Consider the following 13,094-nt stretch of genomic DNA (forward strand, 5'->3'; position numbering starts at 1 on the left):
AAAAACAAACACCAAACCCCCCCCACGCCTATGCCAATCCAGGTGATGGTTGTTCTGCGGGGTGCACTCCCCACCCCCCCCCCGGCGCGGCCCCGCGACCGGGGTGATCGTCGACGATGAGTTCGATGACACTCCTGGGTCATGTCTCCCAGTCGGATGTCCGGTCACGACCGCGGATCGGCCGCTGATGCACGTCGACGCGGCGAGCTACCGCCGCAGCGCCAGGCGCCGCGGGCAGTTCGCGGTCGGCTCGCCCGAGCGGTACCACCCGGCGAGGGTGTCCAGTGCCGATGTGCGCGCGAGGGGCCTGCCGAGGCGGTGCCATTCGGAGGCCGCCGCCAGGGTCGCGCCGACGAGTCCGGCGGCGCGCAGGCGGGATCGCGCGGGGCTGCTGTCGCGCGGGTGCAGGTGTGCGGCGAGCGCGGTCATGAATCCGGCTCTGGCCGCGGCGATGTCGGCCTCGACGGCGTGGTCGCCGACGGCGGTGGAGCCGAACACCAGATCCGGGGTGGAGTGCGGTCCGGATTCGACGAGGTCGAACAGGATCTCGACGGTGCCGCGGACCCGGTCGGCGTCGGCGGTCGCGGTGTCGGCGGCCTCCCGCAGCCGGTGTCCGAGCCCGTCCAGGTAGTTCAGCACGACCGCGCGATAGAGCGCGCTCTTGGTCGGAAAGTGCCGGTACAGCACGGGTTTGGTGACCTCGGCGACCGCGCACACCGTGTCCATGGTGGTGGCGTGGTAGCCGTACGCGCTGAACGCGGTCCGCGCGGCCGTGAGGAGACGGCCGCGCTGGGGGTCGCATCCGGCCGTCCGGACGGAGGTGCTCATGTGCCGATTCCCGCTTCCATTTGATACACGAGGGACTCTGTGTAACATACCGGACCATGCAACTGGCCTTCACCGAGGACGAGCTCGCCTTCCGCGACGAGCTGCGCGCCTTCTTCCGCCGTGAGATCCCCGCGGACATCCGCGAGCGGCAGCGGCACCAGCGGGAACTGAGCAAGGACGACTACGTCACCACCCAGCGGATCCTCAACGCCGCCGGGCTGGCCGTCCCGAACTGGCCCGTGGAGTGGGGCGGGCGGGACTGGTCGCCCGTGCAGCACCACATCTGGCACCACGAGCTGCAGCTGGCCTCGGTGCCGGAGCCGCTCACCTTCAACGCCAACATGATCGGTCCGGTCCTCGCCGAGTTCGGCTCGCCCGAGCTGAAGGCCCGCTTCCTGCCCGCGACGGCGAATCTCGACATCTGGTGGTGCCAGGGCTTCTCCGAGCCCGACGCAGGCTCCGACCTTGCCTCCCTGCGGACGGTCGCGGTGCGCGACGGCGACGACTACGTGATCAACGGGCAGAAGACCTGGACCACCGCCGCCCAGAGCGCGGACTGGATGTTCTGCCTGGCCCGCACCGACCCGGCCGCGCCGAAGAAGCAGGCAGGCATCTCGATGCTGTTGTTCCCGATGGACACCCCCGGCGTGACCGTGCGGCCGATCGAGCTGATCGACGGTGGCTTCGAGGTCAACGAGGTGTTCCTGGAGAACGTGCGCGTGCCCGCCGATCAGCTGGTCGGCCAGGAGAACCACGGCTGGACCTACGCCAAGTTCCTGCTCGGCAACGAGCGCACCGGCATCGCCGCGGTCGGGCAGACCAAGGTCCGCCTCGAGCTGGCGAAGGAATACGCCGCACGCACCGCGTTCGGCACGGGCACGCTGCTCGACGACCCGGCCTTCGCCGCCCGCGTCGCCGACCTCGACAACGAGCTGCTGGCACTGGAACTGGTGCAGCTGCGCGTGGCGGCGAGCTCGAGCGACGGCGCGCCGAACCCTGTCTCGTCGATTCTCAAACTGCGCGGCACCGAGCTGCAGCAGGCCGTCACCGAGCTGTTCGTCGACATCGCCGGGCCTGCCGCCGTCGCCAGGGTGGGGGAGACCGACGACTGGGCGCGCCGCGCGATCGCCGGATACCTGAACTACCGCAAGACTTCCATCTACGGAGGGTCGAACGAAGTGCAGCGCACCATCATCGCCTCCACGATCCTCGGACTGTGAGCAACCGCCATGGATTTCACCTTCACCCCTGAGCAGACGATGCTGCGTGACACCGTGCGCAGCGTGCTGACCCGCCACTACACCCCCGAGCACCGCGCCGCGGTCGTCGCCGACGATCCCGGCTGGGATCCGAAGGTGTGGTCGGCCTTCGCCGAGATCGGTCTGCTCGGGCTCACCGTGTCGAGCGAGGACGGCGGCATCGGCGGCGGACCCATCGAGACCCTGCTGGCCATGGAGGAACTCGGTCGCGCGCTGGCGCCGGAACCGGTCTTCGACTGCGCCCTGCTGCCCGCGCTGCTCATCGGCCGGGCAGGCACCCCGGACCAGCGCGCTGCCCTGCTGCCCGGCATCGTCGACGGCGAGCGACTGTTCGCCTTCGCCCACGCCGAGCCCGGCGTCCGCTGGCCCTACCCCGAGCCGCGCACCCTAGCCGTCGACGACGGTGACCAGTGGTCGTTGACCGGGCGCAAAAGCCTTGTGCCCGGCGGTGATCGGGCCGACCAGCTCATCGTCTCGGCCGTGGTGCCGACCGGCGAGACCGCGCTGTTCCTCGTCGACGCCACGGACGCGGCCCTCGTGCGCAGCGCCTACCGTGCCTACGACGGGCGCCGCGGCGCCGACATCGAACTCCGTGGCGCGTCCGGCACGCTGCTCGGTTCCGCCCTCGACGCGGGCGCGGTCATCGACGAAGCAGTGGTCACCAGCCAGGCGGCCCTCGGCGCCGAAGCGGTCGGGGCGATGGCCGAGGCGCTGCGCCTCACCACCGAATACCTGAAGACCCGCAAGCAGTTCGGGGTCGCGCTGCGCACCTTCCAGACCCTCACCCACCGCGCTGCCGACATGTACGTCTCGCTGGAACTGGCGCGCAGCATGAGCCTGTACGCGGCGATGTCGCTGGCCGACGGCGTCGTCGACGCCACGGTGGCCTCGCGCGCGAAACGCCGCATCGACCGCTCCGGCAAGCACATCGGCCAGGAGGCGATCCAGTTGCACGGCGGCATCGGCATGACCGCCGAATACCCGGTCGGCCACTACACCGCCCGGCTCACCACCATCGAACACACCCTGGGTGATCAGAGCGATCACCTGCGCGCCCTGTCGAACCTGGTGGGCGGCCCCGCGAGAGCGGAGTACTGATGCGCATCCGCGGCGCTGTCCTGGACCATCACGACCGGCCGCGACCGTTCGCGTCGTCGCGGCCGATCGGGGTGTACGACCTCGAACTCGACGAGCCGGGTCCGACCGAGGTGCTGGTACGGATCGAAGCGGCCGGGGTGTGCCACTCCGATCTCAGTGTGGTCGACGGCAATCGCGTGCGGCCGCTGCCGATGCTCCTCGGACACGAGGCGGCGGGCATCGTGGCGGCCCTCGGTGACCAGGTCGACGATCTGGCCGTCGGCGACCGCGTGGTCATGTCGTTCCTGCCGCGCTGCGAGCGCTGCGCGGCGTGCGCCCGCGGCGGACAGCTGCCGTGTACCGAGGGGACCAGGGCGAACACGGCGGGCGAACTCCTGCACCACGCAGGCAGATTGAGCAGGGACGGCGAGCCCGTGCGCCACCATCTCGGCGTCTCCGGCTTCGCCACGCACGCGGTGATCGACCAGGCCTCCGTCGTCCCGGTGGGCCACGATGTGCCGCCGGAGGTGGCGGCCCTGCTGGGGTGTGCCGTCCTCACCGGGGGCGGTGCCGTGCTCAACGTCGCCGACCCGGCGCCTGAGGACGACCTCATGGTGGTCGGGCTCGGCGGCGTCGGCATGGCCGCGCTGCTCACCGCGGCCGCGATCGGGGTGCGCCGGATCGTGGCGGTCGACCGGCTGCCCGCCAAGCTCACCGCGGCGCGCGATCTCGGAGCCACCGAGACCTACACGCCGGAACAGGTGGCGGCGCAAGGCATTCAGGCCCGCTACGTGATCGAGTGCGCCGGCCATCCCGCCGCGTTCGAGACGGCGTTCCTCGCCACCGCCGCGGGTGGAACGACCGTGACCGTCGGTCTGCCCGCCCCCTCGGCCACCGCCACCGTGTCCCCACTGACGCTCACCGCGCAGGCCCGCACCGTCGTCGGCAGCTACCTCGGCTCGGCCGTGCCCGCCCGTGACATCCCCCGCTACGAGCAGATGTGGCGCGCGGGCAGGCTGCCGGTCGAGAAGCTGATCTCGGCCCGCATCGGCCTCGACGACCTCAACGAGGCGATGGATCAGCTCGCCGACGGCGCCGCCGTGCGTCAGGTGATCGTCTTCGACCCGGCCACGGAGGCATGATGACCCACACCGATCTTCCGGTCGCCCAGTTCCTCGGCGGTCACTGGGTGGCGAGCACGGCGACGATGCCAGTGGTCGATCCGGCGACCGGCGCCCAGATCGCCACGATCGCCGACGGCGACGAGGCCGCCGGCCTGGCCGCGCTGGACGCCGCGGCCGCCGCCCAACACGACTGGGCGGCCACCGACGCGCGCCACCGCAGCGACATCCTGCTGCGCGCGTTCGACCTGCTGCACGCCGACGCCGAGCGAATCGCCAGCACGATCACCCTGGAGATGGGCAAACCGCTGGCCGAGGCGCGCGCCGAGGTCGGCTACGGCGCCGAGTTCCTGCGCTGGTTCGCCGAGGAGGGCACCCGCGCCGGCGGATCCTATTTCCGCGCGCCCAGTGGCGGGCGCCGCATCGTGGTCCGGACACAGCCGGTCGGGCCGGTCTTCGCGATCACGCCGTGGAACTTCCCCCTGGCCATGGTCACCCGCAAGATCGCGCCCGCGCTCGCGGCAGGCTGCACCGTCGTCCTCAAGCCGGCACCCCAGACACCGCTCACCGCACTGGAATTCGTGCGGATCCTGGAGGCGGCCGGCGTACCGCCGGGCGTGGTCAACTGCGTGACGACCTCGCGCGCGCCCCAGGTGTCGGCCCCGATCATCGCCGATCGCAGGCTGCGCAAGCTCACCTTCACCGGGTCCACCGCTGTCGGGCGTGCGCTGCTGGCGCAGGCCGCGCCGGGGGTCCTGCGCGTCTCGATGGAACTCGGCGGCAACGCGCCGTTCGTCGTGCTGGAGTCCGCCGACCTGGCCAAGGCCGTGGAGGGCGCGGTGGCGGCCAAACTGCGCAATGCCGGGCAGACCTGCGTGGCCGCCGACCGTTTCCTGGTCCACGCCGCGGTGGCGACGGAATTCACCGAACGGTTCCTCGCCGCCGTCGCCGCGCTGCCGGTGGGCGCGGGCAGCGACGAGTCCACCCGCGTCGGTCCGGTCATCGATGATGCGGCGCTGCGCCGGATCTCCGCCCTCGTCGACGACGCCGTCGAGCAGGGTGCCCGGCCACACACCGTGGGACCCCGGATCGACGGACCCGGCCATTTCCTGCGGCCCACGGTCCTCACCGACGTCGACACCCGCACGCGCCTGTGGAATTCGGAGACCTTCGGGCCGGTCACCGCGCTGCGCACCTTCACCGACCCGGCCGCGGCACTGCGGCTGGCCAATGCCGGCGACTCCGGCCTGGCCGGGTACGTCTTCGGCGAAAACCTGGGCGAGACACTCGACTTCGCGGAGAACCTGGAGACCGGCATGGTCGGCGTGAACACCGGAATCATCTCCGATCCCGCCGCGCCGTTCGGTGGCGTGAAGTCCTCCGGGCTCGGGCGCGAAGGCGGGAGCACGGGGCTGGCCGAGTATCAGGAACAGCAATACCTGGCCATCGCGCGCTGACGCGGGCGCGGCTCAGGTCGACCGGTTGACCACGGCGAGCGCGAGTTCGGTGCAGAGCGCGGCGACCTCGGCGGTCGGTCGGCTCGGGTCGCGCAGCCAGGCGTCGACGAGCTGGTTGATGCCGCCGACGACGAACAGCGCCTCGCGGTGGCGCACCTCGGGATCGGCGGGGGCGTCGAGGAACTCCGCGCTGTAGCGCAGGACGAGATCGGTGACGATCTCGACGGCGTGGGCGCGCAGTTCCTCGAGCCCGGCCACGCTGTGCGTCTCGCTGGTGAGAATGCGGTGCACGCTCGGGTCGGCGGCGATGGCGTCGAGGTACGTCGTCAGGGCTCGCCGCAGTTTGCTGTCGAGCGTGCCCGGCTCGGCCTGGCTCGCCGCGACCAGGGTGGCGAACAACTCCTCGATCACCTGCTGGGCGACGGCCAGCACCAGTGCGTCCCTGGTGTGGAAGTGCTCGTAGAAATAGCGCGGGGTCAGGCTCGATGCCGCGCACACGCGCCGCACGGTCACCTCGGTCAAGCCCGCTTCGCCCCAGATCTGTCGCGCCGCGGCGAGCAGCTTGTCGCGACGTTCGTCGCGCCGATTCTCCGCGCTGATCCCCCGGTAGGACCGGACCACCTCTGTACGCGCCATTGACAGCACTTTAGCAGCAGGCCTACTTTGGATATCAGCTGTTATCCAATTTGCGTCGCTCAACGAGGAGTGCCGATGACCACCGTTCCCACCCGCCATCCCGATCGCCCGCACCGCGTTCCGGCGATCGTCGGCGGCTTCGCCGCGATGCTGGGGGTCCGCGGCCCCGACACGGCCCAATGGCAGCGCCTCGGCGAAAGCCTGCTCGTCGGCGACGAGCCGATGGACCGCCTGGTCGAATGGATGGTCACCACGGGCAGCAAGCAGACACGTCCGCTGTTCGATCGCGCACTGGCCCAAGGCATCGCCGCGGTCCCCGAGGCGCCCGAACCGCTGCGCGAGTTCTTCACCACGGTCGAGGCCGTTCCGGGCTGGGTCGACCCCGACACGCTGGTGCGCGGCGCCAAGGTGCTGCTCAGCAGCGGCTCCGACGGCATGTACTTCGCACGCGACGTCGCCATGATCGGCGGCTACCAGTTCTCCGGTTTCAACAAGACCCTGCTGCGCACCGGCGCCCTCGAAAAGGGCTCCAACCAGCGCTGGGCCGAGACGATGCAGTGGGCGATGGACGTGTTGTCCGAGGACGCGCTGGCTCCGCTCGGGCGGGGCTATCAGTCCACGATCCGGGTCCGGCTCATCCACGGGTTCGTCCGCAGGCACGTCGCCGCCATGCCGGACTGGCAGGTCGAGGACTGGGGCCTGCCCATCAACCAGACCGACATGGCGGCCACCCTGGTCGGCTCCTTCATCGCGCCCACGGTGGGCGGGCTCGGGATGGGCCTGCTGCTCGGTCCCGCCGACGCCGACGCCGTCGCGCATCTGGTGCGCTACGTCGGCTGGCTGCTCGGTGTCGAGGAACAATGGCTGCCGCACTCCTTCCGCGACGGTGTGCGCGTGCTGGTGCACACCCTGTCCGCGCTGGCCGACCCCGACGAGTCGACCCGCGTCCTCGCGGTGCCGATGTCACGGGATCCGTTGTCCTGGAACTACGATCGGCTGCCCACGGTGCGCCGTCGCCTCGCCTACGCCCAGCACCTGTCCGTCACGGGAACCTTCCTCGGCCCCCGCACGATGCGCGCGCTCGGGCTGCCGACCGTGATCGTGCCCTGGTATCCGGCGCTGCGGATCCCCGCCAACATGGTCCGCTCGGCCACCCGGCTGCTCCCGGGCGGGCTCGATCGGGCGGCGCATCGCGGTGCGCGCGAGAACGATCGCTTCATGCGCACGCTGGTCAGCGGTGGGCCGACCATCGGTGGGTCGGCCACCCAGCTCACCCACGCGGCCTGAGCGGGGTCACGATCCGGTGCGCAGCGCGGTGACGAGATCCCGGATGTGGTCGTCGGCGACCGGGTAGCCGGGGAAACAGCAGCACAGCTGAGTAACTGCAGGTCATAACAGCCCGTCGGCCCCGCCCGCCGCCATTTCCGCCGCCCGGACGGCGGCATCACCCGGCCGCGCGTCCAGTTGCAGATCCACCTTCATTGACGCGCGTCTCCACGCATCGGACCCCACGACCGCACGGGCCGGAGCGGATATCAGCCGAGGCGCCCGTCCACGACGTGACGTGTGGTGGCGCGCCTCAGGTCGTGGACGGGGTTTCCCGGTTGTCTTCGCGGCTCGTGAGCGCGAGCTACCGGGCGCCCGGCGGGGAGTTCTTCGACGTCGCCGCCGGAGTCCTGGCCTCCGTGCGGTGCTGGTCCCACCAGGCGGCGCCGTCCTGGCGTGCGGGGCTGGTCTCCCCGGAAGATGAAGGCGCGCTGGGTATTCCGAGCACACGCAGCCGCCAGTCGTGCTCGGGAATCGAGGCCACGATGCGGACCGGGACGACGGCCGTCAGCAGCAGGTAGTTCCCGACACAGATCATCAGGCACAGCGGGGGCAGTGAGACCACGGTCGCGGTCTCGAGTGTCCCCATCTGGATCGGCGCCCGCGAGATGGCCAGCACGTTGCCGATGATGCTGGCGAGCACCGCGGCGACCAGCAGCAGTTCGTAGACCCGCACCATCGAGGTGGCCTTCTCGTCGCGGATGCCGACCAGCGTGATGAACGTGCAGGCCACCAGCGCGACGGTGAGCCCGACCACCACCGGCCACAGCCAGGTCAGGTGCTCGGGCACCCCGGCCGCGCGGGCGAGGGTGGAGGTGAAGGTGAACGACGTGATCGCCGCGGCGACAACCAGGACCGACCCTAAACCCACGAGTAGCTTCGGTACCGAGAAGGGAACAGGGCGGGGGAAAGGGTCCGAGTGGTCCATCAGGCTCCATCCTAAGGGCTACGGCCACCAAACATGCAGGCACTCAATAGAGTACGGGCACCCGGCGGGTGGCCGCCGCAGAGCGGGGCAGCGCCCGTCGTCACCCGCGGACGGGGGTGAGTATCTGCCAGGCCTGCAGGGCGGCCCCGAGGTCGCGGACCGCCGCGGGATCCGACAGTGAACGCCCGGTGAGTTTCTCGACGCGGCGCAGTCGGTACCGCACCGTATTGGGATGCAGAAACAGCCGCTCGCCGGTGTTCGCCGCGGAACCACCTGCGGCGAACCAGGTTTCGAGCGTCTCCAGCAGGCGGACGCGTTCCTCGTGGGGAAGGGTGAGTATCGCGCGCAAGCGCAGCTCGACCAGGTGCGCTGCCTCGGCGGGCGCCGCGGCGACCACCATGCCCAGGGGATTGTCGTCGAAGCGGGCGACCCCCGAGGCGCGGTCGGCGAGACCGACCAGCGCGAGCCGAGCGAAGTGCAGGGCTTGCGGTGTCTCGGTGAGCGACTCGTACGGCGGACTCACGCCGATCCTGGCACGGTGTTTGCGCAGGGCGGCCAGCGCCGCCGACTCGCGATCCACCGGCAGGGCCAGCACGCCGATCTGCTGATCGGGTTGCAGCCGCCAGGCGGAGGTGATCCGGGCGTGGCGCAGCGCCGCCTCGATCCCGGGCAGCGCCTCCCGGCCCGCGACGCCCACCTCGGCGGCCACCACGACGAAGCGTCCCCGCGCGGGCAGCCCGAGGATGCGGGTGGCCTCGCCGAGGGTGGCCGGGTCCGCGATGACCCCGGTGAACAGCGCCTCCACCAGCACCGAACGCTCGTGCTCACGCTGCAGCATGAGCTCCGAACTCCGCTCGCGGTAGGCGGCGGCGACGGCGACGGAGTACTCACCGGCCAGCGCCCACACCTCCGCGGCCAGATCGACCAGGACCGCATCGCTCACCGACTGCTGCCGCCTGGCCTCGGCGACCAGTTCCGACCACAGGAATTCGAACCCGATCCGGAAGGCGTGCAGCGTCTCGGCCAGCGGCACGCCCTGCTGGGCGCGCAGCCTGCCCGTCTCCCGCGGCGGGTCGGGATCCACCGGTTCGTCGGTGGTGAAGTGCTGCGCCATCAGCCGCAGATTGCGGGTGCAGGAGATCTGGATCGTGGCGAAGGGCACCACTTCCTCGTCGCGGTAGGTGTCGAGTTCGGCGACCAGGATCCGGGCCAGCTGCGACCCGAGATCGTCGATACGCGCGAGCAGCGCCGCCGCGACCTCACCGATCGGGCTCGGTGGAGATGTTCGAACCATTTCCGCAGCTTACCGGGGGTGCGATTGTCCCCGTGGACAATGCCGTCCCGCCGATGCTGTCCGGCGACCCATGGGAGTGACGGCACCACGGTGCGACGATCTCCCGCAGTGCCTTGCGCCCGGCCCCGGCCCCGCTCGTGCACGCCTTGCTCGCCCGTCACCCAGGAGTCACCCATGTTCACCTATCCCAGCAGCGACGGCACGGCCATCCACGTCCGCTCCTGGCTACCCGTCGGCGACGCGGACGTCACCGGTGTGGTCCAGATCGCGCACGGGATGGGCGAACACGGCGGACGCTACCGCCCTGTCGCCGAGCGCCTCACCGGTCTCGGCTACGCGGTCTACGCGGCCGACCACCGCGGCCACGGGCACAGCATGGCGGGCGAGCCCGGTGCCCTGGGCACGAACGGCTGGAACCTGCTCGTCGAGGACATGGCGGCGCTGACCACGATCCTGCGCCGAACCCACCCGGAGCTGCCCGTGGTGCTGTTCGGGCACAGCCTCGGCTCGTTCGCCGTCCAGCAGTACCTGCTCGACCACGACGCGCTCGTCGACGCGGCGGTGCTGTGCGGTACCACCGCCGTCGACGAGCTGTTCGTCGAGATCGCTGCCGCCAGCGGCGATCTGCTCGACCTGTTCAACCGGGAGTTCCAGCCGACGCGCACGCCCGCCGACTGGCTCAGCCGCGACGCGGCCCAGGTGGACGCCTATCTGGCCGACCCCTGGTGCGGCTTCGAGATCGATGCGGCGAACATGGCGCTGCTGGCCGAGGCGGGCGCCGAACGGCTGGCCGAGCCCCGCGGCATCAGGCCCGAGCTGCCGCTCTACGTCATGGTCGGCGCACAGGATCCGCTGAACGCCGGTGTGCGGCTGAGTGATCTGCAGGTCCAGCGCTACCGCGACGCCGGGCTCACCGACATCACCTATCGCGTCTACCCGGACGCTCGCCACGAGATCCTCAACGAGATCAACCGTGCCGAGGTGGAGAACGACCTCATCGCCTGGCTCGCCACACACCGGGCCGTGGCAGGCTGACCACCGCCGCTAGCGGGTGCGCTGCGTACGCCCCCGGTCGGCGATGCGGAACTCGACCGTCACCGGGATGGCGGCGAGCTCGAGTGCCGTCTGCAGCCGGGGCACGGCGTGGCCGAGGATCCGCTGTCGCAGGGCGGACAGATCGGCGGCGGGCTCGGCGTCCACCAGCAGGTGCAGGTCGGGGGCGAGCGCGCTGCCCGACAGCCGCGCGGTGGTGGACCGCACTCCGTCGTAGGACTCGATGTCGGCGGCCACCGCATCGGCCACCGTGCCGGAGCCGAGTTGCGTGCGGCCGGCGTCGGTGTCGCTGATCCGCCACACCGCGCGCTTGGGCAGCCGCGTGAACTGCGCGGCCAGCCAGCGCAGCGCGAGCAACGCGAGGACCACCGCGGCGGCGATCACGAGGACGAAGACCAGCCGCGGCGGTTCCTCGGTGCCGGGCACCAGCGGCGTGTCGGGGGAGACCCGGAACGCGCTGAAGTGCGCCGCGATGAGCAGCCCGCCCGCGCCGGCCGTCAGCAGGCCGAGTAGCCCGAGCACGCTCCGGTTGAGCCGCGCGGGGCGGTTGGCGGTGGTCATCGTTCACCTCCCGGTGCGAGCCTGCGCAGGCTGGTGCGCAGGCGGGGAACCTCGGCCGGCTTGATGCGGTCGAGCCGCTCCGCGACGGCGAGGCCGACCTCCCGCGCGGTCTGTTCGGTCGTGTGGTGGGTGCGGCCCGAGACATGGATCTTCTTGCGGCGCAGCTTGACCCGCGTCTTGTCCAGGCCGTCGACCGTGCCCGCCGCGTCGGCGAGCGCGGCCCGCAGACTCCGGCGGGCGATCCCGGCGTCGAGACCGTCGCCGGCCTCCAGCGCGACGACGACCGGCCTGCCGGGCAGCGCGGCCACCGCAAGCAGTGCCAGGCCGAGCACCGCGACCGCGATACCCGCCCCCAGCACCCACCCGCTGCCCCACGACGTGTCGTGCAGCCAGGTGGCCACGCTGTCGTAGGAGACCCACTCCCTGGTCCCGGTGAGCCGCTGGACCAGCGACACCACCACCAGCACGGCGGCCGCGATCAGCAGGACCGCGACGACGACGGCCGGGACGACCCGGCGTGGACGGCGTGTCATCGCACTCTCCTCTCCGGCGGTTCCGGCACCATCGCCGAGACCTCGATATCGACCCGCGGCACGGTGAGCCCGGTCAGTTCCTCGGTCCGGGCGATCAGATGCGCCCGGCACTCCTCGGTGACCCGGCCGACCGGCAACGGGTAGCGCACGGGGAGCCGGACGCTCAGCGTCGCACCGGTACCGATCACCTGCGCGCTGACCTGCACGCCCGGCTCCACTCCCGGCACCTCACCCGCGGCCCGCTGGGCCAGGCGGCGCACCGCGCGCTCACCGATCGTGGTCGTCCCGGGCAGCGGGACCGCGGTGCTGGTCACCGCCTCCCCCGATCCTGGGCCGAGCGCACCAGCCCGGACAGGTCGACCTCACCGTCGAGCCAGCGTCCGATCAGCAGACCGAGGCCACCGAAGATCAGCACGACGGCGAACGCGCCCAGCCCGCCGAACGCGGCGGCGAACCCCAGGGACAGACCCATGACGAGGCAGATCGTGGTGGCACTCATGTCACTGCACCCGGTCGCGGCCGGCCGACTGCTGCTCGTCGGTGTCGTCCTCGATGAACACGTCGTTGACGTTGATGTTCACCTCGACGACCTCGAGTCCGGTCATCTGCTCGATGGCCGTGATCACGTTGCGGCGCACCGCGATCGCCAGCTCCGCGATGGCGACGCCGTATTCGACGACGAGCTCGAGGTCCACGGCGGCCTGCTTCTCGCCCACCTCGACCGAGACACCCTGGCCGATGCTGGAGGAGGCGCCCGGAATGCGGTCGCGCAGCGCGCCGATCGCGCGCGCCGTGCCGCCGCCGAGATCATGTACCCCGCGCACCTCCCGCGCCGCCAGGCCGGCGATCTTCTGGACCACCGCGTCGGCGATGGTGGTGGTGCCCTGGTCGGTCACCAGCGCGCTGGGCCGGTTCGAGGCGTCCCGGCCCGCGCCGGTCTTCTCGACGGTCTTGGCGTTCTCGGTGGTCGTGCTAGACATGATGCCTCCCGATTGTGTTGTGCTCCAAGGGTTGACGAACT

At 71.2% G+C, this 13,094-nt stretch carries 15 protein-coding genes; 6 read left to right on the forward strand and 9 right to left on the reverse strand.

The window, feature by feature from the left end:
* Nucleotides 1-207: 207 nt before the first annotated feature.
* On the reverse strand, nt 208-828 hold the full coding sequence (locus AB0H56_RS29325; protein ID WP_357169190.1) for a TetR/AcrR family transcriptional regulator: 621 nt from the start codon (nt 826-828) through the stop codon (nt 208-210).
* Nucleotides 829-884: 56 nt separating this feature from the next.
* Between AB0H56_RS29325 and AB0H56_RS29330 the strand changes: the two genes are divergently transcribed.
* The 4 genes from AB0H56_RS29330 to AB0H56_RS29345 are packed head-to-tail and all read left to right on the forward strand — an operon-like array spanning nt 885 to nt 5,742.
* Nucleotides 885-2,048 (forward strand): acyl-CoA dehydrogenase family protein, encoded by a 1,164-nt coding sequence (locus tag AB0H56_RS29330; protein WP_357169193.1) that lies wholly within the window; start codon nt 885-887, stop codon nt 2,046-2,048.
* Between the two features lie 9 nt (nt 2,049-2,057).
* Nucleotides 2,058-3,185 (forward strand): acyl-CoA dehydrogenase family protein, encoded by a 1,128-nt coding sequence (locus AB0H56_RS29335; protein ID WP_357169196.1) that lies wholly within the window; start codon nt 2,058-2,060, stop codon nt 3,183-3,185.
* Nucleotides 3,185-4,306 carry an alcohol dehydrogenase catalytic domain-containing protein gene (locus AB0H56_RS29340; protein ID WP_357169199.1) on the forward strand — a complete coding sequence of 374 codons (1,122 nt, stop codon included), beginning with the start codon at nt 3,185-3,187 and terminating at the stop codon, nt 4,304-4,306. Before AB0H56_RS29335 ends, AB0H56_RS29340 begins: the two co-directional genes overlap by 1 nt.
* Complete coding sequence (locus tag AB0H56_RS29345) at nt 4,306-5,742, forward strand: NAD-dependent succinate-semialdehyde dehydrogenase (RefSeq protein WP_357169202.1); 1,437 nt, start codon at nt 4,306-4,308, stop codon at nt 5,740-5,742. The genes AB0H56_RS29340 and AB0H56_RS29345 overlap by 1 nt, the downstream gene beginning before the upstream one ends.
* A gap of 12 nt (nt 5,743-5,754) precedes the next feature.
* Here the strand turns inward: AB0H56_RS29345 and AB0H56_RS29350 are convergent, their stop codons facing one another.
* Nucleotides 5,755-6,378 carry a helix-turn-helix domain-containing protein gene (locus AB0H56_RS29350; protein WP_357169205.1) on the reverse strand — a complete coding sequence of 208 codons (624 nt, stop codon included), beginning with the start codon at nt 6,376-6,378 and terminating at the stop codon, nt 5,755-5,757.
* A gap of 75 nt (nt 6,379-6,453) precedes the next feature.
* Here AB0H56_RS29350 and AB0H56_RS29355 point away from each other — a divergent pair, with 75 nt between their 5' ends.
* A complete protein-coding gene (locus AB0H56_RS29355) occupies nt 6,454-7,665 on the forward strand; it encodes an oxygenase MpaB family protein (RefSeq protein ID WP_357169208.1) in 1,212 nt (403 codons plus the stop codon).
* Nucleotides 7,666-8,008: 343 nt separating this feature from the next.
* Here the strand turns inward: AB0H56_RS29355 and AB0H56_RS29360 are convergent, their stop codons facing one another.
* Together AB0H56_RS29360 and AB0H56_RS29365 are read right to left on the reverse strand one after the other, a co-directional pair.
* The gene (locus AB0H56_RS29360; RefSeq protein ID WP_357169211.1) at nt 8,009-8,575 is read right to left on the reverse strand and encodes a DUF2637 domain-containing protein; all 567 of its coding nucleotides are present in this window, start codon (nt 8,573-8,575) and stop codon (nt 8,009-8,011) included.
* 157 nt (nt 8,576-8,732) lie between these two features.
* Entirely contained in the window at nt 8,733-9,926 is a 1,194-nt protein-coding gene (locus AB0H56_RS29365; RefSeq protein WP_357169214.1) for a helix-turn-helix domain-containing protein, read from the reverse strand.
* Between the two features lie 174 nt (nt 9,927-10,100).
* On the opposite strand from AB0H56_RS29365, the gene AB0H56_RS29370 reads away from it, so the two are divergent.
* A complete protein-coding gene (locus AB0H56_RS29370) occupies nt 10,101-10,961 on the forward strand; it encodes an alpha/beta hydrolase (protein WP_357169217.1) in 861 nt (286 codons plus the stop codon).
* 9 nt (nt 10,962-10,970) lie between these two features.
* On the opposite strand, the gene AB0H56_RS29375 is transcribed toward AB0H56_RS29370, so the two are convergent.
* From AB0H56_RS29375 to AB0H56_RS29395, 5 genes are read right to left on the reverse strand one after another with little or no spacing between them, the layout of a single operon-like run.
* Nucleotides 10,971-11,540, reverse strand: coding sequence for an alkaline shock response membrane anchor protein AmaP (locus tag AB0H56_RS29375; protein WP_357169220.1), 570 nt, complete (start codon nt 11,538-11,540; stop codon nt 10,971-10,973).
* Nucleotides 11,537-12,073, reverse strand: a complete 537-nt coding sequence (locus AB0H56_RS29380) for a DUF6286 domain-containing protein (protein WP_357169223.1) — start codon at nt 12,071-12,073, stop codon at nt 11,537-11,539. Before AB0H56_RS29380 ends, AB0H56_RS29375 begins: the two co-directional genes overlap by 4 nt.
* On the reverse strand, nt 12,070-12,387 hold the full coding sequence (locus AB0H56_RS29385; protein WP_280299212.1) for an Asp23/Gls24 family envelope stress response protein: 318 nt from the start codon (nt 12,385-12,387) through the stop codon (nt 12,070-12,072). The genes AB0H56_RS29380 and AB0H56_RS29385 overlap by 4 nt, the downstream gene beginning before the upstream one ends.
* Nucleotides 12,384-12,572 carry a hypothetical protein gene (locus AB0H56_RS29390; RefSeq protein ID WP_232999091.1) on the reverse strand — a complete coding sequence of 63 codons (189 nt, stop codon included), beginning with the start codon at nt 12,570-12,572 and terminating at the stop codon, nt 12,384-12,386. Before AB0H56_RS29390 ends, AB0H56_RS29385 begins: the two co-directional genes overlap by 4 nt.
* A 1-nt stretch (nt 12,573) precedes the next feature.
* Nucleotides 12,574-13,053, reverse strand: coding sequence for an Asp23/Gls24 family envelope stress response protein (locus tag AB0H56_RS29395; RefSeq protein ID WP_357169228.1), 480 nt, complete (start codon nt 13,051-13,053; stop codon nt 12,574-12,576).
* Nucleotides 13,054-13,094 lie beyond the last annotated feature (41 nt).

The sequence above is a fragment of the Nocardia sp. NPDC050717 genome (assembly GCF_040654275.1).
In the GTDB taxonomy this organism is placed as follows: domain Bacteria; phylum Actinomycetota; class Actinomycetes; order Mycobacteriales; family Mycobacteriaceae; genus Nocardia.

Bases quoted from the DNA above. Each gene is read 5' to 3' on its own strand.
- AB0H56_RS29355 (WP_357169208.1), top strand. From the start codon at position 6,454: ATGACCACCGTTCCCACCCGCCATCCCGATCGCCCGCACCGCGTTCCG.
- AB0H56_RS29325 (WP_357169190.1), bottom strand. From the start codon at position 828: ATGAGCACCTCCGTCCGGACGGCCGGATGCGACCCCCAGCGCGGCCGT.
- AB0H56_RS29350 (WP_357169205.1), bottom strand. From the start codon at position 6,378: ATGGCGCGTACAGAGGTGGTCCGGTCCTACCGGGGGATCAGCGCGGAG.
- AB0H56_RS29345 (WP_357169202.1), top strand. From the start codon at position 4,306: ATGACCCACACCGATCTTCCGGTCGCCCAGTTCCTCGGCGGTCACTGG.
- AB0H56_RS29340 (WP_357169199.1), top strand. From the start codon at position 3,185: ATGCGCATCCGCGGCGCTGTCCTGGACCATCACGACCGGCCGCGACCG.
- AB0H56_RS29330 (WP_357169193.1), top strand. From the start codon at position 885: ATGCAACTGGCCTTCACCGAGGACGAGCTCGCCTTCCGCGACGAGCTG.
- AB0H56_RS29380 (WP_357169223.1), bottom strand. From the start codon at position 12,073: ATGACACGCCGTCCACGCCGGGTCGTCCCGGCCGTCGTCGTCGCGGTC.
- AB0H56_RS29335 (WP_357169196.1), top strand. From the start codon at position 2,058: ATGGATTTCACCTTCACCCCTGAGCAGACGATGCTGCGTGACACCGTG.
- AB0H56_RS29375 (WP_357169220.1), bottom strand. From the start codon at position 11,540: ATGACCACCGCCAACCGCCCCGCGCGGCTCAACCGGAGCGTGCTCGGG.
- AB0H56_RS29395 (WP_357169228.1), bottom strand. From the start codon at position 13,053: ATGTCTAGCACGACCACCGAGAACGCCAAGACCGTCGAGAAGACCGGC.
- AB0H56_RS29365 (WP_357169214.1), bottom strand. From the start codon at position 9,926: ATGGTTCGAACATCTCCACCGAGCCCGATCGGTGAGGTCGCGGCGGCG.
- AB0H56_RS29370 (WP_357169217.1), top strand. From the start codon at position 10,101: ATGTTCACCTATCCCAGCAGCGACGGCACGGCCATCCACGTCCGCTCC.
- AB0H56_RS29390 (WP_232999091.1), bottom strand. From the start codon at position 12,572: ATGAGTGCCACCACGATCTGCCTCGTCATGGGTCTGTCCCTGGGGTTC.